General features: G+C 64.4%; 21 protein-coding genes and 1 pseudogene. 15 read left to right on the top strand and 7 right to left on the bottom strand.

From position 1 onward, the window contains the following. Positions 1-224: 224 nt before the first annotated feature. Both ACYPXD_RS31895 and ACYPXD_RS31890 read right to left on the bottom strand, forming a co-directional pair. Positions 225-1,793: a YifB family Mg chelatase-like AAA ATPase gene (locus ACYPXD_RS31895; RefSeq protein ID WP_459721562.1), complete on the bottom strand. Its 1,569-nt coding sequence runs from the start codon at positions 1,791-1,793 to the stop codon at positions 225-227. A 105-nt stretch (positions 1,794-1,898) separates the two neighbouring features. Continuing rightward, positions 1,899-2,153 (bottom strand): accessory factor UbiK family protein, encoded by a 255-nt coding sequence (locus tag ACYPXD_RS31890; RefSeq protein WP_308835091.1) that lies wholly within the window; start codon positions 2,151-2,153, stop codon positions 1,899-1,901. A 433-nt stretch (positions 2,154-2,586) separates the two neighbouring features. Between ACYPXD_RS31890 and ACYPXD_RS31885 the strand changes: the two genes are divergently transcribed. The 7 genes from ACYPXD_RS31885 to ptsP all read left to right on the top strand — a co-directional run bounded on the left by ACYPXD_RS31885 (position 2,587) and on the right by ptsP (position 10,251). Next, positions 2,587-2,925: a P-II family nitrogen regulator gene (locus ACYPXD_RS31885; protein ID WP_006048089.1), complete on the top strand. Its 339-nt coding sequence runs from the start codon at positions 2,587-2,589 to the stop codon at positions 2,923-2,925. A 27-nt stretch (positions 2,926-2,952) separates the two neighbouring features. Then, entirely contained in the window at positions 2,953-4,407 is a 1,455-nt protein-coding gene (locus ACYPXD_RS31880) for an ammonium transporter (RefSeq protein ID WP_459721556.1), read from the top strand. A gap of 246 nt (positions 4,408-4,653) precedes the next feature. Continuing rightward, complete coding sequence (gene gshA, locus ACYPXD_RS31875) at positions 4,654-5,943, top strand: glutamate--cysteine ligase (protein WP_459721553.1); 1,290 nt, start codon at positions 4,654-4,656, stop codon at positions 5,941-5,943. Positions 5,944-6,039: 96 nt separating this feature from the next. After that, on the top strand, positions 6,040-6,996 hold the full coding sequence (gene gshB, locus ACYPXD_RS31870) for a glutathione synthase (RefSeq protein ID WP_459721550.1): 957 nt from the start codon (positions 6,040-6,042) through the stop codon (positions 6,994-6,996). A 296-nt stretch (positions 6,997-7,292) separates the two neighbouring features. Then, entirely contained in the window at positions 7,293-7,826 is a 534-nt protein-coding gene (locus ACYPXD_RS31865) for a PTS sugar transporter subunit IIA (RefSeq protein WP_459721547.1), read from the top strand. A 121-nt stretch (positions 7,827-7,947) separates the two neighbouring features. Continuing rightward, positions 7,948-8,217 carry an HPr family phosphocarrier protein gene (locus ACYPXD_RS31860; protein ID WP_075155662.1) on the top strand — a complete coding sequence of 90 codons (270 nt, stop codon included), beginning with the start codon at positions 7,948-7,950 and terminating at the stop codon, positions 8,215-8,217. Positions 8,218-8,496: 279 nt separating this feature from the next. Beyond that, positions 8,497-10,251, top strand: coding sequence for a phosphoenolpyruvate--protein phosphotransferase (gene ptsP / locus ACYPXD_RS31855; RefSeq protein WP_459721544.1), 1,755 nt, complete (start codon positions 8,497-8,499; stop codon positions 10,249-10,251). Positions 10,252-10,358: 107 nt separating this feature from the next. Here the strand turns inward: ptsP and ACYPXD_RS31850 are convergent, their stop codons facing one another. The 3 genes from ACYPXD_RS31850 to gpmA form a co-directional block, all read right to left on the bottom strand. Continuing rightward, a complete protein-coding gene (locus ACYPXD_RS31850; RefSeq protein ID WP_459721541.1) occupies positions 10,359-11,165 on the bottom strand; it encodes a HesA/MoeB/ThiF family protein in 807 nt (268 codons plus the stop codon). Between the two features lie 193 nt (positions 11,166-11,358). Continuing rightward, the gene (locus tag ACYPXD_RS31845; protein WP_459721538.1) at positions 11,359-12,960 is read right to left on the bottom strand and encodes a S41 family peptidase; all 1,602 of its coding nucleotides are present in this window, start codon (positions 12,958-12,960) and stop codon (positions 11,359-11,361) included. Positions 12,961-13,311: 351 nt separating this feature from the next. Next, positions 13,312-14,058, bottom strand: coding sequence for a 2,3-diphosphoglycerate-dependent phosphoglycerate mutase (gene gpmA, locus ACYPXD_RS31840; protein WP_459721535.1), 747 nt, complete (start codon positions 14,056-14,058; stop codon positions 13,312-13,314). A 153-nt stretch (positions 14,059-14,211) separates the two neighbouring features. Between gpmA and ACYPXD_RS31835 the strand changes: the two genes are divergently transcribed. The 5 genes from ACYPXD_RS31835 to ACYPXD_RS31815 all read left to right on the top strand — a co-directional run bounded on the left by ACYPXD_RS31835 (position 14,212) and on the right by ACYPXD_RS31815 (position 17,256). Continuing rightward, the gene (locus ACYPXD_RS31835) at positions 14,212-14,637 is read left to right on the top strand and encodes a rhodanese-like domain-containing protein (RefSeq protein WP_459721532.1); all 426 of its coding nucleotides are present in this window, start codon (positions 14,212-14,214) and stop codon (positions 14,635-14,637) included. Beyond that, positions 14,634-14,897, top strand: coding sequence for a glutaredoxin 3 (gene grxC, locus ACYPXD_RS31830; RefSeq protein WP_075155668.1), 264 nt, complete (start codon positions 14,634-14,636; stop codon positions 14,895-14,897). Before ACYPXD_RS31835 ends, grxC begins: the two co-directional genes overlap by 4 nt. Before the next feature lie 254 nt (positions 14,898-15,151). Beyond that, complete coding sequence (gene secB / locus ACYPXD_RS31825; protein WP_459721527.1) at positions 15,152-15,622, top strand: protein-export chaperone SecB; 471 nt, start codon at positions 15,152-15,154, stop codon at positions 15,620-15,622. Positions 15,623-15,644: 22 nt separating this feature from the next. Further along, positions 15,645-16,643, top strand: a complete 999-nt coding sequence (locus tag ACYPXD_RS31820; RefSeq protein WP_459721524.1) for an NAD(P)H-dependent glycerol-3-phosphate dehydrogenase — start codon at positions 15,645-15,647, stop codon at positions 16,641-16,643. A 46-nt stretch (positions 16,644-16,689) separates the two neighbouring features. Continuing rightward, on the top strand, positions 16,690-17,256 hold the full coding sequence (locus ACYPXD_RS31815; protein WP_459721521.1) for an O-acetyl-ADP-ribose deacetylase: 567 nt from the start codon (positions 16,690-16,692) through the stop codon (positions 17,254-17,256). Here ACYPXD_RS31815 and trmL read toward each other — a convergent pair. Together trmL and ACYPXD_RS31805 are read right to left on the bottom strand one after the other, a co-directional pair. Continuing rightward, positions 17,229-17,699, bottom strand: a complete 471-nt coding sequence (gene trmL, locus ACYPXD_RS31810) for a tRNA (uridine(34)/cytosine(34)/5-carboxymethylaminomethyluridine(34)-2'-O)-methyltransferase TrmL (RefSeq protein ID WP_459721518.1) — start codon at positions 17,697-17,699, stop codon at positions 17,229-17,231. The genes ACYPXD_RS31815 and trmL overlap by 28 nt on opposite strands. A gap of 19 nt (positions 17,700-17,718) precedes the next feature. Further along, entirely contained in the window at positions 17,719-18,381 is a 663-nt protein-coding gene (locus ACYPXD_RS31805) for a ComF family protein (protein ID WP_459721514.1), read from the bottom strand. A 337-nt stretch (positions 18,382-18,718) separates the two neighbouring features. On the opposite strand from ACYPXD_RS31805, the gene ACYPXD_RS31800 reads away from it, so the two are divergent. The 3 genes and pseudogenes from ACYPXD_RS31800 to coxB all read left to right on the top strand — a co-directional run. Then, positions 18,719-19,702 carry a methyltransferase domain-containing protein gene (locus ACYPXD_RS31800; RefSeq protein WP_459721511.1) on the top strand — a complete coding sequence of 328 codons (984 nt, stop codon included), beginning with the start codon at positions 18,719-18,721 and terminating at the stop codon, positions 19,700-19,702. Between the two features lie 372 nt (positions 19,703-20,074). Continuing rightward, complete coding sequence (locus ACYPXD_RS31795) at positions 20,075-20,548, top strand: DUF2244 domain-containing protein (RefSeq protein ID WP_459721508.1); 474 nt, start codon at positions 20,075-20,077, stop codon at positions 20,546-20,548. Between the two features lie 146 nt (positions 20,549-20,694). Then, positions 20,695-22,044 (top strand): annotated as a pseudogene (gene coxB, locus ACYPXD_RS31790) (cytochrome c oxidase subunit II); the annotation flags it as partial. Between the last annotated feature and the right edge of the window lie 116 nt (positions 22,045-22,160).

Below are 22,160 nucleotides of genomic sequence, written 5' to 3'. Positions count from 1 at the left end.
ACAGGACTTGTGGATAACTTTGTTGAGAACTATGCGCGGCAGGCCGCACAAGCCCGTCCAGTGGACCTCCGGTTATTTTGCCCTGATTGTTGGCAGGCGATAAATCTCAATAAAATCAAAGGACTTTAACGCCGGCCTCACAAGTCCCTTTCAGTTGTATCCAAACGTGTCAAGGGGCAGTTTGTGTGCATAAGTCAAGTCTTGACACGCCTTTTTTGCTGAGATCAAGCCGCTGCGAATACACGCCGGTATTGCACGGCTTCCGCTATCTGGGACGCGTTCGGCGTATCGACACCGGCCAGGTCGGCGATCGTCCGCGCGACTTTGAGCACCCGGTAATAGGCCCGCGCGGACCAGCCGAAGCGCTCGCCGGCTTCGCGCAACAGGCTTTCGCCGGCATTGTCGGGGCGGCATACTTCGTCGACCTCGCGTCCGTCCAGTTCACGGTTGGTCTTGCCCTGGCGCTCGAGCTGCCGTGCGCGCGCCTGCTGCACGCGAGCGGCGATCGTGGCGCTTGGCTCGCCGTGATCGGCGGCGCGCGCCGAAAGCTCGGCCGGTGACAGCGCCGGAATGTCGATCTGGATGTCGATGCGGTCGAGAAGCGGGCCGGACAGCTTGCGCATATAGCGCGCCGCCATTTCCGGCGTGCATCGGCAGCGGCCGTTCGGATCGCCGCGCCAGCCGCATGGACAGGGGTTCATCGCGGCGATCAGCTGGCACGCAGCCGGAAAGTCGGCCTGCCAGGCAGCGCGCGAGATCGTGATGCGACCGGCCTCGAGCGGCTCACGCAGCGTTTCGAGCACATGACGATCGAACTCGGGCAGCTCATCGAGAAAAAGCACGCCGAGGTGCGCTAGCGTAATTTCTCCGGGCCGCGGCGGATTGCGTCCGCCGACGAGCGCCGCCGCGCTCGATGAATGATGCGGCGCGCGGAACGGCCGTTGCCGCCATTGCGCCGGCGAGAAGCCGCAAAGACTCGCCGACAGCAGGGCCGCCGAGGTCAGCGCTTCGTCGTCGGTCATCGGCGGCAGCAGGCTCGGCAGGCGGGCCGCGAGCATCGACTTGCCGGCGCCGGGCGGTCCGACCATCAGGACATGATGACCACCCGCTGCGGCGACTTCGAGCGCACGGCGCGCGCCGCGCTGGCCAATCACATCGGCCATGTCCGGGACAGCGGGCGGTTGCTGCGCGCAGACCGGCGGCGCCGCGACCGGCGACAGCCGGGCGTCGGCGTCCCCCGACAGATGCGCGCAAAGCGACGGCAGATCCGTCGCGCCGAATACGTCGACGCCCGGGACCAGCGCCGCCTCGGCTGCGCTCGCGGCAGGCAGATACAGCTGAGGATTGCGGTGCGGAAAGACGGTGTTTTCTTCCGCGACTGTCAGCGACGCGGCCGCGCTGCGCGCGGTCCCGCAGGCCATCGCGAACGCGCCGCGCATCGGCCGCAGCGCGCCGGTCAGCGACAGTTCACCAGCGAACTCGCGATGCGCAAGCGACTCGGCGGGAATCTGCCCGCTCGCCGCAAGAATGCCGAGCGCAATCGGCAGATCGAAGCGGCCGGATTCCTTCGGCAGATCGGCGGGAGCAAGATTGACGGTGATGCGACGGACCGGAAAGTCGAGTCCGCAGTTCTGCAGTGCGGCCCGCACCCGTTCGCGGCTTTCGCGCACTTCGAGATCGGGCAGACCCACTATCGAGAAAGAAGGCAAACCGTTCGCGAGATGGACCTCGACGGTGACTTCAGGCGCGCGGCCAGCAGCCGGCGCGCGGCTCTTGACCACGGCAAGCGACATGTTTACTCCCGTCGAAACACGCGGGCGTTGCCGCGCATTCCCATTAATACGCTGATGACGTCACGGCTCGCTTGCCGGTGAAGTGCAGCTTCGGAGGGGTTCCGGTCAGGACGATTGGGTGACCGGCAGCTTCTGCTCGAGCTCGGCCACGCGCCGCTCGAGTTCTTCGAGCCGCGCGCGCGTGCGCACAAGTACTTGGGTTTGCGTATCAAACTCCTCGCGCGTGACGAGATCGAGCTTCGAAAACCCTTGGGCCAGCATCGCCCTCACGTTGCGTTCGACATCTTTGGCCGGTGAGTTTTTGAGCAGGTCGCTCATGCGCGCCTGCAGGTCGTTGAAGATGTCGTTCGGTTGTCTCATTGCATTCCCCTTGTGCACAAATTATGTGCAGACGTCGTTACCTCAGTGCCTCGCCAGCGCCGATGTTCATTGATGGTGCATCCTGCGCCGGCGGTGCACGCCGCATGTGCGGGCCTGGTGCACATTCGGTGCGCACGGCCGGGCTGCATGCGTGCGGACACTCTAACAACGATCAACGCGCCGCGCCACCGTGCGCCGCCAATGCTGGCCATTCGGACGAGTTTGCGCGCTGATTGCCGCGAGAGCCTTGTGCGGCATGAACTTTACCCTTTCTGCATTGCAACATGGCATGGAAGCTGCTGTTGTTGGCCCGCGCATCAGTCGGGACGCCGATTGGCGCGCGAGCCCGCGGCTTCAATGGAGTGGCCGCCGACAGGCGAAAGGCACTAGAAAGCAGCACGCAACGGGTTGAGTCACTACAGCGAGGGATTTCATGAAACTGATTACCGCAATCATCAAGCCGTTCAAGCTCGATGAGGCGCGCGAAGCCCTGTCGGCGATCGGCGTCTCCGGGATCACGGTGACGGAAGTCAAAGGCTTCGGACGTCAGAAGGGACATACGGAGCTGTATCGGGGCGCGGAGTATGTAGTCGACTTTCTGCCCAAGGTGAAGATCGAGGCGGCTGTATCGGACGACATTGTCGACCAGGCCATCGAAGCGCTCGAACGCGCGGCGCGTACCGGCAAGATCGGCGACGGCAAGATTTTTGTCACGCCGATCGAACAAGTAATTCGGATCCGCACCGGGGAGACCGGCGCGGATGCCCTGTAGAAGAACAGTGACAAGAGGAAACAGGAAATGCGCAAACTTTTGATGTCCCTGCTGATGGTCGGCTCGCTGCTCGCAGCCGGCATCGGCAACGCCGTCGCGGATGATGCGTCGGCGCCTGCCGCGGCGTCGGCCCCCGATACGACCGCCAGCGCGCCCGCCGCGGATGCTTCCGCCGCGCCGGCCGCCAGCGCCCCCGCGGACGCTTCCGCTGCGGCAGCAGCGGCGCCTGCCGCACCGACCGCGCCGTTCTCGGTCGATTCGTCGAAGATCAGTTCCGGCGACACCGCGTGGATGCTGACCTCCACCGCGCTCGTGCTGTTCATGACGATACCGGGCCTCGCGCTCTTCTACGGCGGCATGGTCCGCAAGAAGAACGTGCTCGCGACCGTCATGCAGAGCTTTGCCATCACGTGTCTCGTGACCGTGGTCTGGACCGTGATCGGCTATAGCCTTGCGTTCACGCCGGGCAACTCGTTCATCGGCGGCTTCTCGCGTGTGTTCCTGTCGGGCATGAACTACATCAAGACCGACAAGGCGACGACGCTGACCGTGAGCCACCTCGCGACGACGATCCCCGAAACGGTCTACTTCTGCTTCCAGCTGACCTTCGCGATCATCACGCCGGCGCTCATCACCGGTGCGTTCGCGGACCGGATGAAGTTCTCGTCGATGCTCGTTTTCATGACGCTGTGGTCGATCCTCGTCTACTCGCCGATCGCGCACATGGTGTGGGAGCCGACGGGCTGGCTGGCGAGCGCGGGCATCCTCGACTTCGCGGGCGGCACGGTCGTGCACATCAACGCGGGTATCGCGGCGCTCGTCTGCGCACTGGTGCTCGGCAAGCGCACCGGCTACGGCAAGGACGTGATGGCGCCGCACAACCTCGTGCTGACGATGATCGGCGGCTCGATGCTGTGGGTCGGCTGGTTCGGCTTCAACGCCGGTTCGGCGGTGGCGGCCGACGGCCGTGCGGGCTTCGCGATGCTGACGACGCAGATCGCCACCGCGATGGCGGCACTGGGCTGGATGTTCGCCGAATGGATCGCCAAGGGTAAGCCGTCGGTGCTCGGCATCGTGTCGGGCGCGGTGGCGGGTCTGGTCGCGATTACGCCGGCTTCGGGCTTCGTCGGCGTGGCCGGCGCGCTGATCATCGGTCTGGTCGCAGGCGTGATCTGCTTCTGGTCGGCGACGTGGCTCAAGCACAAGCTCGGCTACGACGATTCGCTCGACGCGTTCGGCGTGCACTGCATCGGCGGCATCGTCGGCGCGATCCTGACCGGCGTGTTCGCGGTCAAGGACATCAGCGGCCTCGATTCGAGCGTGCTGCTGCAGGTCAAGGGTGTGCTGACGACCGTCATCTATTCGGGCGTGGTCAGCTTTGTCCTGCTGAAGGTGATCGATATGGTGATGGGCCTGCGCGTGACCGAAGAGGAAGAGCGCGAAGGTCTCGACGTGATCCTGCACGGCGAACACGTCGAATAAAAGAACAGAGGAACCTCAATCCGGATTTTGACCAGAACCACCTGACCGGTTGGTAAGCGCAGCGACTTCAGCCCGCCTCTTCGGCGGGCTTTTTTCTTCCCGCGCCATCTCGTAAATAGTGGATTTTCCTCACGTTTTCGACGGTGGGAAGAATAGCCTTACCCAAGACTTGCGATTGGAGAAAGCGTCCCCAGATGGGCCTAGCATTTGCTCTACAATCGTCCTTCTCCAGTCTGCGAGTGATTAATGGTTCCGCATCTCGTTACGGCGTTAAATGGTCCGCTGCTCGACCTTGAGCGGAAGATCCTCGACGCGACTCCCGCTATCGAGCGCTGGTTCCGGCTCGAATGGCAGGAGCACACGCCGCCGTTCTACTGCTCGGTCGATCTGCGTAACGCCGGCTTCAAGCTCGCACCTGTCGATACGAATCTGTTTCCGGGCGCGTTCAACGCGTTGCCGGTCGAAGTGCTGCCGCTCGCGGTGCAGGCCGCGATGGCATCGATCGAAAAAATCTGCCCGGACGCGAAGAACCTGCTCGTCATTCCCGAGCGCCATACGCGCAACGCGTTCTACCTCGAAAACGTCGCGCGGCTCGCAACGATCATGCGTCAGGCGGGGCTGAACGTACGCTTCGGCACGCTCGACGAGTCGATTCACGGTCCCGTCACCATTGCGCTGTCCGACGGGCAGAAGATCGTGCTCGAACCGCTCGAGCGCTCGCAGCGCCGGCTCGGCCTGAAGAACTTCGATCCGTGTTCGATCCTGATCAACAACGATCTGTCGGGCGGCATTCCGCCGGTGCTCGAAAATCTGCACGAGCAGTATCTGCTGCCGCCGCTGCATGCGGGCTGGGCGGTGCGCCGCAAGTCGACGCACTTCTCGTGCTACGACGACGTCGCGAAGAAATTCGCGAAGATGGTCGAGATCGACCCGTGGATGATCAACCCGTACTACGCGCACGTAGAAGGCGTCGACTTCGAGGCGCGCACCGGCGAGGCAGCGCTGGCGGATGCGATCGACGGCGTGCTCAAGAAGATCGCGAAGAAGTATCGCGAGTACGGTATCTCCGAAAAGCCGTATGTCGTGATCAAGTCCGATGCGGGTACGTACGGCATGAGTGTCATGACCGTGCACGACGCGTCCGAAGTCGCCGCGCTGACCAAGCGCGAGCGCACCAAGATGGCGGCGACCAAGGAAGGCCTCGAGGTGCACGACATGCTCGTGCAGGAAGGCGTCTACACGTTCGAGCGCATCGGCGAGGAAGTCGCGGAGCCGGTGGTCTACATGATCGACCGTTACGTGGTGGGCGGCTTCTACCGCGCACACGGCAGCCGCGAGCGCGACCAGAACCTGAACGCGCCGGGCATGCATTTCGTGCCGCTCGGCTTCGAGCACACCGCGCTGCCCGATGCGCACGCGAAGCCGGGCGCAGCGCCGCCGAATCGCTTTTACATGTATGGTGTCGTTGCGCGGCTGGGGTTGCTTGCCGCATCGCTGGAGCTCGAACGGACCGATCCGGAAGCGATCCAGGTCTAGTTCCGGGGCCCGTCCCCGCGGTTTCGGCTTGCGCGTCTTTGCCGCCATTTCCGTGTCACGATCAACGCGAGCCCGCGTGGCTGCACCAGGTATTCCATGGACATTCTCTTTATCGCCGACCCGCTTTCCCGCTTCAAGATCTATAAGGACACGACGTACGCGATGATGGCCGAGGCCGCGCGCCGCGGCCACACGCTCTACACGTGCGAGCCGCGTCATCTGGCGTGGACGGGCGGGGCGGTCGAAGCGAGCGCGCAGCGCTTCGAGATTGTCGGCGACGAAGCGGATAGTCACCGCGAGCCATGGTTTGCCGCCGACGAGGCGGCGCCGCGCGCGCTGACGAGCTTCGGCGCGGTGCTGATGCGCAAGGACCCGCCGTTCGACATGGAGTACGTCACGTCCACCTGGTTGCTCGAACTCGCGGAACGCGCGGGTGCGCGCATCTTCAACAAGCCGCAGGCCATTCGCGACCATTCCGAAAAGCTCGCGATCGGCGAGTTCCCGCAGTTCGTTGCGCCGACGCTCGTCACGCGCGACGCGGCGCGCCTGCGCGAATTCCACGCCGAACATGGCGATGTGATCCTGAAGCCGCTCGACGGCATGGGCGGCATGGGCGTGTTTCGCGTGAAGGCAGACGGCATGAACCTCGGCTCGATCGTCGAGATGCTAAGCCATGATGGCGCGCGGACCGTGATGGCGCAGAAGTTCATCCCCGAGATCAAGGACGGCGATAAACGCATCCTGCTGATCGGCGGCGAAGCGGTGCCGTACTCGCTCGCGCGCATTCCGCAGGGCAACGAAGTACGCGGTAACCTCGCCGCGGGCGGCCTTGGCGTGGCGCGGCCGCTGACGCCGCGCGACCGCGAGATCGCCGCCGCGCTCGCACCCGTGCTCGCCGCGCGCGGCCTGCTGCTGGTCGGGCTCGATGCGATCGGCGACTGGCTCACCGAAGTCAATGTGACGAGTCCGACGTGCTTTCGCGAGATCATGGATCAGACCGGCTTCGACGTCGCCGGTATGTTCATCGATGCGTTGGAGCGCGCGGTCGGGTAGGTCTCGCGCGGCGCTTCGCCGCCACTGTGCGCACGATGCAAGCGGACAATGCAAGCGGAAATCGGCCGAAGGCGCGAAAATGACGCTGTTACAATGCCCGCTCGCGCTTGAGTCTGCGAGGATTGCGCAGATGTTCGGTCCCCTGGAAGTACGTTCAGGCCCTGACGACTGAAAAGCGGTCAGGCAGGCAAAGCGCCGCGCGCCCGGAGCAGCCCCCCGGTTCGACACCGGGCCGCCGCTCGTGGGTCACGACTTCCGGGTCACGACAGCGGGCCGTTTATTGCAGCAAGGCTGACATGGCAGGCATTCTGATCATTGCGCATGCTCCGTTCGCTACCGCGTTACGCGAGTGTGTCGCGCACATTTACGGCGGCTTGCCCGCCCGCATCGGCGTCATCGACGTCACGCCCGATTGCGATCCCGCGCAGATCGTCGCGCTCGCGCATCACGAGATCGAACGTCTGAAGGAAGAGAACGGCGCGCTCGTGATGACCGATATGTTCGGCGCGACGCCGTCGAATATCGCCGGCCGGCTCGCGGCGATCCCGGACGTGCGCGTCGTCGCGGGCGTCAATCTGCCGATGCTCGTGCGCGCCGTGTGCTACCGTGCTACGCCGCTCGACACGCTCGTCGACAAGGCGCTTGCCGGTGCAACGAAAGGCATCCATTCGGTTGGCCCGGCCACACCGCCGCCCGCCGCGCCGATCGCAAGCGACGCGGACTGCATGCCGGCATTGCCGCCGGATTGCGACCTGAATGCGAACGCGGCTAAAGCCGAAGCAGGCGCTACGGCGAACAGCGAAGCGAGCGGCAAGGCAAGCGGCCGATAAGCGTCGGCGTCGTTCGCGCGGCGGTTTGTCTGTCGCACGACGTTCGCACACGCAATAGCAACGCGACAGCAGCACTAACAACAGCACCGACAACTTTAATAACTGCTCTTCGGATCATCAGATGCTGCAACAGGAAACGACAATCGTGAACAAGCTCGGTTTGCACGCGCGCGCGTCGGCCAAGCTGACGCAACTGGCCGCGAATTTCCAGTCCGAGATATGGATGAGTCGTAACGGGCGTCGCATCAACGCAAAGAGCATCATGGGCGTGATGATGCTCGCCGCGGGCATCGGCAGCACGGTGCTGATCGAAACCGAAGGCGCCGACGAAAAAGAAGCGATGGATGCGCTCCTGAAGCTGATCGCGGACAAGTTCGGCGAAGGCCAGTAGCAAGCTGCGGCGTGGTGCCCGATGCGAAAAAACGCCGCGGCTATTCCGCGGCGTTTTTGCTTTCGACATGAAGGGCGCGCCACCTTACGCGGTGGTACGGTTCCGGGCGCGGCCCGATTGCCGCTCCGATCGCTTCGCGCAGGATTATTGCGTTCCATGGGAAGGCATTTCTGCTGCATCGCACAGCACACGGGGATGCCGCGGAATCTATAATCGTGGGCGGGGTCTGAGAGCACTGCAGCGGTTTGCCGCGGCATCAAACAACTAGAGGAGGTGCGCGTGTCGTTCACGCTGCATGGAATTCCCGTGTCACGCGGTATAGCCATCGGGCGGGCCTATCTGATCGCCCCGGCCGCACTCGACGTCGACCACTATCTGATCGAACCCGCCGAAATCGAAGGCGAGATCGAACGCTTTCGCTCAGCCCAACTCGTCGTTACGGACGAACTCAAGGCATTGCGCGCCGACCTGGCCGCCGATGCGCCGACCGAGATGGGCGCGTTCATCGACGTCCATTCGATGATCCTGAACGACGCGATGCTGGTGCAGGAAACCTTCGATCTGATCCGCACGCGCCGCTACAACGTCGAATGGGCGCTGACCGAGCAGCTCGAGCGCCTGTCGCGTCACTTCGACGAAGTCGACGACGAATACCTGCGCGAGCGCAAGGCCGATATCGAGCAGGTCGTCGAACGCGTGCTGAAGGCGCTCGCGGGCGCATCGGTGAACCTTGCGCACGGTGCGCATGGTGCGTGCGACGAGATGATCGTCGTCGCGCACGACATTGCGCCCGCCGACATGATGCAGTTCAAGACGCAGACGTTCCAGGGCTTCGTGACCGACCTCGGCGGCCGCACCTCGCATACGGCGATCGTCGCGCGCAGCCTCGGCATTCCGGCGGCGGTCGGCGTGCAGCAGGCGAGCGCGCTGATTCGCCAGGACGATCTGATCATCGTCGATGGCGATCACGGCATCGTGATCGTCGATCCCGCGCCGATCGTCCTCGAAGAATATTCGTACCGTCAAAGCGAGAAGGCGCTCGAGCAGCGCAAGCTGCAGCGGCTCAAGTTCTCGCCGACGAAAACGCTGTGCGGCACGAACATCGAGCTGTGCGCCAACATCGAGTTGCCGGACGACGCGCGGGCGGCGATCGATGCGGGCGCGACCGGCGTGGGCCTGTTCCGCACCGAGTTCCTGTTCATGAACCAGAAGGACGGCCGGCTGCCCGAAGAGGAAGAGCAGTTCGATGCGTATCGCCGTGCGGTCGAACTGATGAACGGCATGCCGGTAACGATCCGCACGATCGACGTCGGCGCCGACAAGCCGCTCGAAGCGATGGGCAGCACCGGCGACGGCTACGAGACCGCGCCGAACCCCGCGCTCGGCCTGCGCGCGATTCGCTGGAGCCTGTCCGAGCCGCAGATGTTCCTCACGCAGTTGCGCGCCATTCTGCGTGCGTCGGCATTCGGCAGCGTGAAGATTCTGATTCCGATGCTCGCGCACGCGCAGGAGATCGATCAGACGCTCGACCTGATTCGTGAAGCAAAGCATCAGCTCGACGACGCGGGGCTGGCGTACGACCCGAATGTGCGCGTCGGCGCGATGATCGAGATTCCGGCGGCGGCGATCGCGCTGCCGTTGTTTCTGAAGCGGCTCGATTTCCTGTCGATCGGCACGAACGACCTGATCCAGTACACGCTCGCGATCGACCGCGCCGACAATGCGGTAGCGCATCTGTACGACCCGCTGCACCCGGCCGTGCTGCATCTGATCGCGTTCACGCTGCGCGAGGCGAGGCGGGCGGGTGTGCCGGTGTCGGTGTGCGGTGAGATGGCCGGCGACCCGGCGCTGACGCGGCTTTTCCTCGGGATGGGGCTTACCGAGTTCTCGATGCATCCGAGCCAGTTGCTGCTCGTGAAGCAGGAGATTCTGCGTTCGAGCGTGAAGGCGCTGGAGAAGCCGGTCGCCGATGTGCTGGCGGCGTTCGAGCCGGCCGAGCTCGAGGCGGCATTGAAGCGGTTGGCGCAGGCTTGATGATCGAGCTGTTCGCTTCAGCGCAGTATCGGCAAAGGTAAGTCACGCGCGGCGATCGGGACGGCAGGCCTCGCGATGCGCGGCACCTGCCGCCGCCATGCTTGTGGCTACGACGCCGCGCCGCGCGATGCCTCGTCGGCGTCGCTCACAACCCCTCCGGCCTCGTGCCGTTCGCCGCACACCGCGCAATCGGGTTGCCGCGCGATCCGCATCGTCGTCCATTCCATGCGCAGCGAGTCCAGCATCATCAGGCGGCCGACGAGCGGCGTGCCGATGCCCGCGATCACGCGCAGCGCTTCGGCCGCCTGCATCGCGCCGATAATGCCGACCGTCGGCGAGAACACGCCCATCGTCGAGCAGGCGACTTCCTCGAACGGCTGGTCTTCCGGAAACACGCATGCGTAACACGGCGATGCGTCGTCGCGCAGATCGAATGTGCTGATCTGGCCATCGAAGCGTAACGCCGCGCCCGACACAAGCGGTACGCGGTGTGCGACGCAGGCACGATTGATCGCATGGCGCGTCGCGAAGTTGTCGGTGCAGTCGAGCACGACCGTCGCCGACGGCACGGCGCGATCGAGCCACGCATCGTCGACACGCTCGGTGATCGCGTTCACTTTCACGTCCGGATTCAGGCGCGCGATGGCGTCGCGCCCCGATTCCACCTTCCTGCGTCCGACCGACGCCGTTACATGCAGAATCTGCCGCTGCAGGTTGGTCAGGTCGACCGTATCGGCATCGACGAGCGTGAGCTGCCCGACGCCCGCCGCCGCCAGATACATCGCGGCCGGCGAGCCCAGCCCACCCGCGCCGACGACGATGGCGTGCGCATCGAGAAAGCGCTGCTGCGCCTCGATGCCGAGCTCGTCGACGAGGATATGGCGGGAATAGCGGAGCAGTTGTTCGTCGTTCATGGCGGGGCGCGTCGCGTTACAAGGCCGCTGCGACGGCAGGTAGGAACGCCGGGCGGACAGCGGCAATGATCTTATTCTAGCCGCGCGTGAAATCAGGACTTCGAGTAGGGACTTGCCAATTCGGGAATCAGGGTTTCAAACGAATTCGGGTCTTCGCGGCATGCATCCAGCCGCGAAGACCCGCGATTTACCCTTACTTGCTGCTGCTTGACGTCGCACCCGACGACGCCGGCGCGGGAGCCGCCGCACCCGGGCCCGACGCGCCCGGCGTAACCGGCAGCGCCGGCTTCACCGCGACCGGCGCGGAAGCCGATTGTGCCGGCTTGTTCTGCGCGAGACGGCGCTCCATGAGCGACTTCGATTCCACGACGGTCTTGCCTTCGAGCTTGTTGAGGCCCTGCTGCAGCATGAAGTCGTCGTTCGAGCCGAATTCGACCGGCTTGCGATCACGATCCTTCTGACGCTGTTCCGGCGTCTTCTTATCGTTCTGCTCTTCGAGCAGACGCAACTGGTCCATACGCTCCTGTTCGCGCTCCTCCTGCTCCTTCTTCTCGTTCGGATCCTGCGTGTTCGCGAGGTGATTCGAATAATCGACTTCACGCGTGACGAGTGCGTCGTCCGGATCGCCGTCCGCGTACTGATCGACCGCGATATCCGGGCGGATGCCCTTGTTCTGGATCGAGCGGCCGCTCGGCGTGTAGTAGTACGCCGTGGTCAGACGCAGCGCGGTATCCGCGGTCATCGGACGCACCGTCTGCACCGAGCCCTTGCCGAACGTCGTCTTGCCGACGATCAGCGCGCGATGCTGATCCTGCAGCGCGCCGGCGACGATTTCCGACGCCGAAGCCGAGTACGCGTTGGTCAGCACGATCATCGGCACCGTCTTGAAGATCGGCGGCAGACCCTTCAGCGGATCGCCGTCGAACGACGACAGGCGGTAGTTATCGTAGGTGTCGCGATAGACCTGCTTCGAATCCGGAATCTGGCCGTTCGTCGACACGACCACCGAATCCGGCGGCAGGAACGCGCCTGCGACGCCGACCGCGCTTTGCAGCAGGCCGCCGCCGTTGTTGCGCAGATCGAGGATCAGGCCCTTCAGGTTCGGCTGCTGGCGCGCGATATCTTGCAGCGCGGCGGCGAGATCCGGCACGGTCCGTTCCTGGAAGCTCGTAATACGGACGTAGGCGTAACCGGGCGCGAGGATCTTCGACTTCACGCTCTTCACCTTGATGATCGCGCGCGTCACCGTGAGCGGGAACGTGCGGTCGTCGGTCTTGCGGAAGATCGTGAGCGTGACCTTGGTGCCCGGGTCGCCGCGCATCTGCTTGACAGCCTTGTCGAGCGTCATGCCGCGCACGGGCTTGTCGTTGATGCGCGTGATCAGGTCGCCGGGACGGATGCCGGCGCGGAACGCGGGCGTATCCTCGATCGGCGAGATCACCTTGATCAGGCCGTCTTCCTGCGAGATCTCGATGCCGAGACCCGCGAAACGGCCCTTGGTCTGTTCCTGCAGTTCTTCGTAATCGGTCTTGTCGAGATACGACGAGTGCGGATCGAGGCTTGACACCATGCCCTTGATCGCGGCGGTCAGCAGCTTTTTATCGTCGACCGGTTCCACATATTCATGCTTGATCTGACCGAAGACTTCGGCAAAGAGCCGCAACTGGTCGAGCGGCAGGGGACTGGACGCGGGAACGGGAGTTTGCTGGGCCGAGGCAGAGAGTTGCAGAGTTGCAAAAACGCCGGTAGCAAGGCCCGCGGCGATCAGGCCGATAGTTTTCAGGTTCTTTCGCATAGAGTCTGTTGCGGTCGGAAGCGCGTGGCAGCGTGAAGGGTAAGGACGGACAAGTATAACTTCTCGACGCCGGGACGGCCGTTTGGGCGGTTGACCGGTTCTTCGACAAGCTCAGGACAGCGAGGTTCTTCGGATCGTCGCGGGCGGCAGCGCATAGTGTATGTGCGGTAGCCGACGCGCGGTGGTGCGTTGATACCTCGTGCCGGCTGCCGCATCGATACGCATACGCGCCTAGAGCTTATACGCAAGCGCGCTTAAAGCCGTCTTAAAGCGGCAGCGAAGTCGCGAACCCGAAGCGCGCGCCACACAGCGGGCATTTTTGCCGCGCCCGAGCCCGCGCTTTGCGGTCGATCAGCCCGCCTTGCCCTGTTTGGCGACGGCCGCCTGCGCCTTCGCGATCGCTTCCGGGTCTCCCAGATAGTAGTGTTTGATCGGCTTCAGCGCTTCGTCGAGTTCGTAGACAAGCGGCACACCATTCGGAATGTTCAATCCGACGATGTCCTTGTCTGAGATTTCATCCAGATATTTGACGAGCGCGCGGATCGAGTTGCCGTGTGCGGCAATCAGCACGTTGCGGCCCGATTTAATTGCCGGCGCGATCGATTCGTTCCAGATCGGCATCACACGCGCCACCGTATCCTTCAGGCATTCGGTGAGCGGCAACTGTTCGCGCGGGACTTTCGCGTAGCGCGGGTCGTTGAACGACGCGCGCGAATCGCCCGGTTCGAGCGCCGGCGGCGGCGTGTCGTAGCTGCGGCGCCAGATCAGCACCTGTTCGTCGCCGTACTTCTGGGCCGTTTCGGCCTTGTTCAGACCCGCGAGCGCGCCGTAATGGCGTTCGTTCAGGCGCCACGAGTGGACCACGGGCAGGTACATCAGGTCCATCTGGTCCTGCACGTGCCACAGCGTGCGGATCGCGCGCTTCAACACCGATGTGTACGCGATGTCGAACGTGTAGCCGGCCGCCTTCAGCAGGTCGCCCGCCTGTTTTGCCTCGCGGATGCCCTGCTCGGTCAGGTCGACGTCGACCCAGCCCGTGAAGCGGTTTTCCTTGTTCCACGTCGATTCGCCGTGGCGGATGAGAACGAGTTTGTACATGGTCTGGCCGGTCGGTAGTAAGGAAGCGGTAATGCGAGGCGCGGGCCGCGGCACATTCTATGCGGTCGCCATCGGGACAGGCGGTTATTTTATAATGGCCGGATTGCCCTTTTTAATTTCTCATCCTTTCTTACTTTTTCCGGCAAATATTCCGTGACGTTTTTCACCGACTACTCGAACCTTGTCCTGATCGCGGCCGCCCTCATCTCCGGGGCGTTGCTCCTGTGGCCGATGATCGCTCGCCGTGGCCGCGGCGGCCTGTCCGCCGCGCAAGCGACGCAGCTCATCAACCGGCGCAATGCTGTGGTGGTTGACCTGCGCCCCGCAGCGGAGTTCGCCAATGGCCATCTGCCGGCGGCGCGCCACGTGGAGTTTGCGGAATTGCAGGCAAAGGTCGGGCAGCTCGTGAAGAACAAGAGCAACCCGGTGCTGCTGGTGTGCCAGACCGGTCAGCATTCGAACAAGGCCGCACGTATCGTGCGTGACGCAGGCTATGCCGAGGTGCATGTGCTCGAAGGCGGCGTGAACGCCTGGCAGCAAGCGGGCATGCCGGTCGTCAAACAAGGAGCAGCGAAGTGAACAAAGTGATCATGTACAGCACCCAGGTTTGCCCGTATTGCCAGATGGCCGAGCGCCTGCTGAAGTCGCGCGGCGTCGACCAGATCGAGAAAGTGCTGATCGACAAGGACCCGGCGCGCCGCCAGGAAATGATGACCCGCACGGGGCGCCGCACGGTGCCGCAGGTTTTCATCGGCGAAACACATGTCGGCGGTTACGATGACCTGTCCGCGCTCGATCGCGCGGGCGGTCTGACGCCATTGCTCGAAGAAGTGGTCTGAACGTTTTCAGGCGTTAATCCGCGCCGCCCGTCGCGCTTCGCGCGCGGCCGCGGCGCAGGTCGGCGAACCCGCGGGTTCCGCCGTTTCCACGCCCGTTCGAACGTCTGAGCCGGCGTCACTCCGACGTCACACGAATGTGGCCCGGACGCGAGCCGCACCCGCTCCGTCCCGAGCACACCGCGCGCACACCACGAACTTATAATCCGGCGGCCCGCCAACGGCCGCCGCAACGTACCACGAGGGAGTACCGAATCATGTCCGACGAGAATAACCAGCCGTTCTTCAACATCCAGCGCATCTATCTGAAGGACATGTCGCTCGAGCAGCCGAATTCGCCGGCCATCTTTCTCGAGCAGGAAATGCCGTCGGTCGAAGTCGAAGTGGACGTGAAGGCCGAGCGTCTCGCCGATACCGTGTTCGAGATTCTCGTCACCGGCACCGTCACCGCGAAGGTCACCGACAAGGTCGCGTTCCTGATCGAAGCGAAGCAAGCGGGCATTTTCGACATTCGGAACATCCCGGCCGAGCAGATCGATCCGCTGGTCGGCATCGCGTGTCCGACCATTCTGTTCCCGTACCTGCGCTCGAATATCGCCGACGCGATCACGCGCGCCGGCTTCCCGCCGATCCACCTCGCCGAAATCAACTTCCAGGCGCTCTATGAGCAGCGTCTCGCGCAAATCGCCTCGCAAAACGGCGGCGCGCAAAGCGGCGCCACGCACTGACGCGCCCCGCACGGAGCCGGCCATGAAGGTCGCTGTACTGGGCGCCGGCGCATGGGGAACCGCGCTCGCCGGCCATCTGGCGACGCGGCACGATACGGTGCTATGGGCGCGCGACGCCGCGCTCGTTGCCGAGCTTGCCTCGAAGCATGAAAACGCCCGCTATCTGGCGGGCGTTGCTTTGCCGGCCGCGCTGCGCTACGAAGCCGGCCTGTCCGCCACACTCGACCATGCACTCGCCGACGATGCGCTGTGCGTCGTGGCGACGCCGGTCGCGGGCTTGCGCACGCTGTTTCGCGCGATGCACGACGCCCAGCGCGTGCCCGCGAACGTCATCTGGCTGTGCAAGGGCTTCGAATCCGACACGCAACTGATGCCGCATCAGGTCGTCGCGCAGGAACTGGCCGGTCATCCGAGCAACGGCGTGTTGTCGGGACCGAGTTTTGCGCGCGAAGTCGGCCAGAACCTGCCGGTCGCATTGACGGTTGCGAGCGCGTCGGCCACGTGCCGCGAACGCACGCTTGCCGCGTTTCACCACGGTGCGATGCGCATCTATACCGGCGACGATGTCGTCGGCGTCGAAGTGGGCGGCGCGGTGAAAAACGTGCTCGCAATCGCGACCGGTATCGCCGACGGGCTGGGCCTCGGGCTCAACGCGCGCGCCGCGTTGATCACGCGTGGGCTTGCTGAAATGACGCGCCTTGGCGTGACGCTCGGCGGCCGCGCGGAGACGTTCACGGGCCTCGCGGGTCTCGGCGATCTGATTCTGACGGCGACCGGCGATTTGTCGCGCAATCGGACGGTCGGCGTGCAACTCGCGTCGGGCCGTTCGCTGGCCGATATTCTCGGCGCGCTCGGCCACGTGGCCGAGGGCGTACGCTGTGCGCAGGCGGTGCTGTCGATCGCACGCGCGCACGCGATCGAAGTGCCGATCACGCAGGCGGTATGCGCGGTGCTGTTCGACGGTGTGGCGCCGCGCGACGCGGTCAGCGCGTTGTTGCGCCGCGACGCGAAAGCGGAATAGCTGCGGCGCGAGCGGTTGCGTCGCGCAAGCACGCACGGAGGCACCCATGCTCACCATCGGTCGTTGCACACTCGAAGCAGACGTTGTCGACATCACAACACTCGACATCGATGCCATCGTCAACGCGGCGAATACGTCGTTGCTGGGCGGGGGCGGCGTCGACGGTGCGATTCATCGCGCGGCGGGACGCGAGCTGCTCCGCGAGTGCGAAACGCTCAACGGCTGTGCGACCGGCGACGCGAAAATCACGCGCGGCTACAGGCTACCGGCCAGACACGTGATTCATGCGGTCGGCCCCGTGTGGCACGGCGGCGGCCGGGGCGAGGCGGAACTGCTCGCGTCCTGCTACCGCCGCTCGCTCGAGCTCGCGCAGCACGCGCGCCTCGCAAACATTGCGTTTCCGGCAATCAGCTGCGGCGTCTATCGCTACCCTCCCGATGACGCCGTCGATATCGCGGTCTCGACGGTTATCGACACGCTGCCGCATGCGCGCGGCATCGAGCGCGTGATCTTCGCGTGCTTCGACGATGCGATGTTTCGCCGCTATGTGGCCAAACTCGAAGCCGAACTCGCGACGCGGCGCGATCAGGCGCCGCCTTCGAAGCCGGCCTGACGCCACGCCTCGAACACGACCACGGCCACCGTATTCGACAGATTCAGACTGCGATTGCCGGGCCGCATCGGCAGGCGCACGCGCTGCGCGGCGTCGAAGCGGCTCAGTACCGCATCGGGCAACCCGCGCGTTTCCGCGCCGAACACGAACCAGTCGCCGGGCACGAACGCGTGTGAGTGAAACGGGCTCGAACCGCGCGTCGTGAACGCGAACATGCGTGCCGGGTTCGGCGCTTCGGCGGCAATCAGCGCATCCCAGTCGCGATGCACGTGCATCTGCGCGTATTCGTGATAGTCGAGGCCCGCGCGACGCATCTTCGCGTCGTCGAGCGGAAAACCGAGCGGTTCGATCAGATGAAGCCGTGCGCCGGTGTTTGCGCACAGGCGGATCACATTGCCGGTATTCGGCGGGATTTCCGGTTCGACGAGTACGACGTTGAACATGGTCAGCGAATCTTCAGGGCTAGTGTTTCGGCGTACGCAGCACAACGAAATTCGTCACGCGGCGCGCGCCGGCCGCTTTCAGCATATGCGCGAGCGCCTCGAGCGTGGCGCCGGTTGTCATCACATCGTCGACGAGCGCAACGTGCAAACCGTCCACGGGCCTAGTCAGTGCAAACGCGCGCCCGACATTTTGCCGGCGCGCGTTCAGATCGAGCCGCGACTGCGGCGCCGTCTCGACGACACGGCGAATCAGCGTCGCATCGGCCGGTACGCGCAGCGCGCTCGCAAACGGCCGCGCGATTTCCCATGCCTGGTTGTAGCCGCGTTCGACAAGCCGCTTGCGCGCGAGCGGAACCGGCACGACGACGTCGGGCCGGTGCGCACCATCGGGCGCGTCATTGGCCAGCATTGCGAGGCGCGACGCGAACTCGCGCGCAAGCATCAGACGTGCGCGAAACTTGAGACCCAGCGCGAGCGCATCGAGCGGCGCACGGTAATCGGCAAGCGCGAATGTGGCATCGAATGGCGGCGGCTCGGCACGGCAAGCGGCGCACTGATAGCGCGCCGCGCCGGCGCGGCGCGATGAGCCCGTGGTCAGCGGAAACGCGCAGACTGTGCAGCGCAGACGCGCTTCGTTCCAGTACGCGGCGTCGCAACCCTCGCACAATAGCTTATGCGACATATTGCCGCACAACGCGCACAGGTTGGGCAGTGCGAACTGGATGACGCGAGCTGCGACCCGAAGTGCGGCCTCTTGCCAAACCCGTTTCAACCATCGTGCGCTAACCGGTAGCGGCGGCAAAAACGGCCGCGCACCCGTGATCGACCTTGCACAACGCAAAGTCCGACGAATCATGGCTGACAATTGCCGAAGAAGAGGGCTCAACTGCATGCGTGACTGCGCGCTTCGATGGATGCCGGAGCGCCTTGGAGTGCCTGCGTAACCGCTTGCGAGGCGCTGGCGCTGAACGGATGGAAGCGAGCGAGTATACTTCGCACTCTTCGTCAGTACGACTCCCATGCCCCCCTCTTCGAGCCAAACTGGCCGTCCGGCCTATGATTCGCGACGCCTGAGGCGCATTTTCGATCGCCGTGCCGCGACCTTCGGCGAGGTCGCGTTCCTGCCGCGCGAAATCGCGCAGCGCATGCGCGAACGGCTCGATTACATCAAGGTGACGCCCGCACACGTGCTCGATGCGGGCTGCGGCGCGGGCGACGATCTGCCGGTGCTGCGTCAGCGCTTTCCGGAAGCGCCGGTCTTCGGCACCGATCTGTCGTGGCAGATGCTGTCGCATGCGGTGCATCATGATGTCGGTGACACGAGCTGGCGGCGCTTCCTGCCTGCCGCGCTCGGCAAGGCGCTCGGCACGCGCGGTCCGCGCTTCGCGCAGGCGGACTTTGCCGCGCTGCCGTTCGCGGCGGGCGCATTTGAACTGATCTGGTCGAACCTCGCGCTGCATTGGCATTCGCGTCCCGATCTCGTCTTTCCCGAATGGCAGCGCGTGTTGAAAGTCGGCGGCCTGCTGATGTTCAGCACGCTCGGCCCAGACACGCTAAAAGAATTGCGCGGCGCATTTGCCGAAGTCGAAGCGGCGCACGGTAACGCGTCGCGCGCGCATGTGATCGACTTCGTCGACATGCACGATCTCGGCGACATGCTCGTCGAGAGCGGCTTCGAGATTCCGGTAATGGACCAGGAGACGCTGACGATTACCTATAAATCGCCGCAGTCGTTGCTGACGGACGTGCGCCGCTGGGGCGCTTACCCGTTTGAACGCGCGGCGGCGCCCGGCGCGACCGTGGCTTCGAGCATGACGGCCCGGCGCCTGCACGACGCGCTGCTGGCCGCGCTCGAAGCGCGCCGCCGAGCGGACGGCACGATTCCGCTGACATTCGAAGTGATATACGGCCATGCCTGGAAGGCGGTGCCGCGCACGACCGCGGAAGGGCACGGCATCGTGCGGATCGAGGACATTGGGCGCGGTCCGTCGAAGAACCGTTGATGAAAATGACGCTAAAGGCGGCAACGCACCGATCCGTTATGTCAGGAATCAGCCTCGCAAAAACACCTGTGCGAGGTGCGGCAAAACGGCGCAGAGGCTTGTCGCATATGGCTTGCGGGGCGATAGACGCTTGCTTGTGGATGCCATAGAACGCGCCTATAATGCGTCAGTTTGTCGCCCGGGGTCCCCACGTTTGGGCGTCAGGCGCAACGCGTTGGGCGCAGGGGTTGGCGCAATAGGGCAGGCGGTCAGCGGCGGGCGAGTGGCAGAGCGGCACCGCCACGGTCGAGCAGTCAGTCGAGCAGCTGGCGACGACCAGGCGGACGACCAGGCGGCGACCAAGCGGCGGCGGGCAGTACGCGGGAGGCAGCGATGGAAGCAACCGATCTGCTGACGGGTTCTGAACCGGTCGTAAAAGACTGGCTGATGAAGCGCAACTGCGCGGTATCGCCGCGGCAGTTCGTGTGGTTTTATATGTCGCTCGCGTCGTTCTCGCTGTTCATCGCGTTTCTGCTGGTGTTGTGCGGCGCATGGCTGGTGCTGCCGTTTACCGGTATCGAGTTGTTGGCGGTCGGCATTGCTTTCGCCGTGTATGCGCGGCATGCGGTCGATTACGAACGCGTCAGGCTTTATCCGAACCGGCTCGTCATCGAACAGGTCAGCGCCGAAGATGTCACGCAGTTCGAGTTCAATCCGCGCTGGGTGCGGGTCGAACCGGGAGCAACGCCGCGCGACCGGATCAAGCTGGTCTCGCGTGGCGAGACGATCATGATTGGGCAGCATCTTGCACAGTATCGGCGCGCCGAATTTGCGAACGAACTGCGCAGGTGGCTCAGACAGTGTTGACGTGACGGGTGTCGGCGAACGATCAGCCAGGGGCACGCGCCGCAGTATCAGTGAGCGTGTTTGCGGGCATCGGACGCAATCGGACGAACACTGACCGCGCCATCGAGGGGAGCGCGGAACACCTTCCTGTGGGGTCGAGGGTTTGAATGGAAATTTTGGGTAAGGAAGCTATGAAAACAATCAAGCGAGCCCTGATGGGCGTGCTGGCGTGTAGCGGACTGCTGTTCGCCGGTGCCGCCCTTGCAGTCGGCGACAGTCCCGGCGGTCCCCGCGTCAACGAGATCAATTTCCAGCCGCCGGTGACGAAGATCGCTGAAGAGCTCTACAGCCTCCACATGTCCATGCTGGTCCTCTGTACGGTGATCTTCGTCGGCGTGTTCGGTGTGATGTTCTACTCGGTGTTCATGCACCGCAAGTCGAGGGGCTACAAGGCCGCCAATTTCCACGAAAGCACCACCGTCGAAATCATCTGGACGGTCGTCCCGTTCATCATCGTCGTGCTGATGGCGCTGCCCGCCACGAAGACGGTGGTTGCGATGAAGGACACGAGCAACGCCGACCTGACGGTCAAGGTCACGGGCTACCAGTGGAAGTGGGGCTATGACTACGTAAAGGGCCCGGGCGAAGGCATCAGCTTCCTCTCCACGCTCTCCACCCCGCGCGCCGAGGTAGACGGGCGTGAGCCGATCACCGATACCTACCTGCAGGAAGTCGACAACCCGCTCGTCGTGCCTGTCAACAAGAAAATCCGCATCATCACCACCGCCAACGACGTCGTGCACTCGTGGTACGTGCCCGCGTTCGGCGTGAAGCAGGATGCGATTCCGGGCTTCGTGCGCGATACGTGGTTCAAGGCCGACAAGGTCGGCACGTTCCGCGGCTTCTGTACCGAGCTGTGCGGCAAGGAACACGCGTTCATGCCGGTCGTCGTGACCGTGCTGTCCGACGAAGACTACGCAAAGTGGGTCGACGCCGAGAAGAAGAAAATGGCGGCCGGCGCCGACGATCCGAACCGTACGTACACGCTCGCCGAACTGACCGAGCGCGGCGCGAAGGTCTACGCTTCGAACTGCGCGGTGTGTCACCAGCCGACCGGCAAGGGCGCGGGCGCATTCCCGGCGCTCGACGGCAGCAAGATCGTCAATGGTCCGATCGCGCAGCACGTGAGCATCGTGCTGAAGGGCAAGAACGCGATGCCGTCGTGGGCGCCGACGCTGAACGACGTCGAGATCGCATCGGTCATCACGTTCGAGCGTAACGCGTGGGGCAACCATACGGGCGACATCCTGGAGCCGAAGCAGGTTGCCGATGCGCGCAACGGCAAGCTGCCCGAAGGCGGCGATCACCTGGCCGGCGGCACGGCGGCGGGCGCGGCAGCAGGTGCGAGCGAGTCGGCCGCGAGCGGCGCGGCGGGTGCGAGCGACGCGGCCGCGGCAGGCAGCGAACCGGCTGGTGCGTCGGACGCTGCCGGCGCGTCGGCAGCGGCGCCGGCGTCGGGTGCACAATGAAGCGAAAAAACATGATGGGCGGCGCAAGCAGCACATGGAACAGGCGCAACAAGCGCAGCGACGCCCCGCGTATTGAATCAGCCCTGCGGCCTGACGTTTTGCTG

The organism is Paraburkholderia sp. 2C, assembly GCF_054589215.1.
Note: the sequence above shows the minus strand (reverse complement) of the source record. Positions and strands in the feature narration are given on the sequence as shown.

What these genes read in the sequence shown, in the direction of transcription:
- ACYPXD_RS31895 (WP_459721562.1), bottom strand. Translation starts at nt 1,793, where the DNA reads ATGTCGCTTGCCGTGGTCAAGAGCCGCGCGCCGGCTGCTGGCCGCGCG.
- ACYPXD_RS31890 (WP_308835091.1), bottom strand. Translation starts at nt 2,153, where the DNA reads ATGAGACAACCGAACGACATCTTCAACGACCTGCAGGCGCGCATGAGC.
- ACYPXD_RS31885 (WP_006048089.1), top strand. Translation starts at nt 2,587, where the DNA reads ATGAAACTGATTACCGCAATCATCAAGCCGTTCAAGCTCGATGAGGCG.
- ACYPXD_RS31880 (WP_459721556.1), top strand. Translation starts at nt 2,953, where the DNA reads ATGCGCAAACTTTTGATGTCCCTGCTGATGGTCGGCTCGCTGCTCGCA.
- gshA (WP_459721553.1), top strand. Translation starts at nt 4,654, where the DNA reads ATGGTTCCGCATCTCGTTACGGCGTTAAATGGTCCGCTGCTCGACCTT.
- gshB (WP_459721550.1), top strand. Translation starts at nt 6,040, where the DNA reads ATGGACATTCTCTTTATCGCCGACCCGCTTTCCCGCTTCAAGATCTAT.
- ACYPXD_RS31865 (WP_459721547.1), top strand. Translation starts at nt 7,293, where the DNA reads ATGGCAGGCATTCTGATCATTGCGCATGCTCCGTTCGCTACCGCGTTA.
- ACYPXD_RS31860 (WP_075155662.1), top strand. Translation starts at nt 7,948, where the DNA reads ATGCTGCAACAGGAAACGACAATCGTGAACAAGCTCGGTTTGCACGCG.
- ACYPXD_RS31850 (WP_459721541.1), bottom strand. Translation starts at nt 11,165, where the DNA reads ATGAACGACGAACAACTGCTCCGCTATTCCCGCCATATCCTCGTCGAC.
- ACYPXD_RS31845 (WP_459721538.1), bottom strand. Translation starts at nt 12,960, where the DNA reads ATGCGAAAGAACCTGAAAACTATCGGCCTGATCGCCGCGGGCCTTGCT.
- gpmA (WP_459721535.1), bottom strand. Translation starts at nt 14,058, where the DNA reads ATGTACAAACTCGTTCTCATCCGCCACGGCGAATCGACGTGGAACAAG.
- secB (WP_459721527.1), top strand. Translation starts at nt 15,152, where the DNA reads ATGTCCGACGAGAATAACCAGCCGTTCTTCAACATCCAGCGCATCTAT.
- ACYPXD_RS31820 (WP_459721524.1), top strand. Translation starts at nt 15,645, where the DNA reads ATGAAGGTCGCTGTACTGGGCGCCGGCGCATGGGGAACCGCGCTCGCC.
- ACYPXD_RS31815 (WP_459721521.1), top strand. Translation starts at nt 16,690, where the DNA reads ATGCTCACCATCGGTCGTTGCACACTCGAAGCAGACGTTGTCGACATC.
- trmL (WP_459721518.1), bottom strand. Translation starts at nt 17,699, where the DNA reads ATGTTCAACGTCGTACTCGTCGAACCGGAAATCCCGCCGAATACCGGC.
- ACYPXD_RS31805 (WP_459721514.1), bottom strand. Translation starts at nt 18,381, where the DNA reads ATGTCGCATAAGCTATTGTGCGAGGGTTGCGACGCCGCGTACTGGAAC.
- ACYPXD_RS31800 (WP_459721511.1), top strand. Translation starts at nt 18,719, where the DNA reads ATGCCCCCCTCTTCGAGCCAAACTGGCCGTCCGGCCTATGATTCGCGA.
- ACYPXD_RS31795 (WP_459721508.1), top strand. Translation starts at nt 20,075, where the DNA reads ATGGAAGCAACCGATCTGCTGACGGGTTCTGAACCGGTCGTAAAAGAC.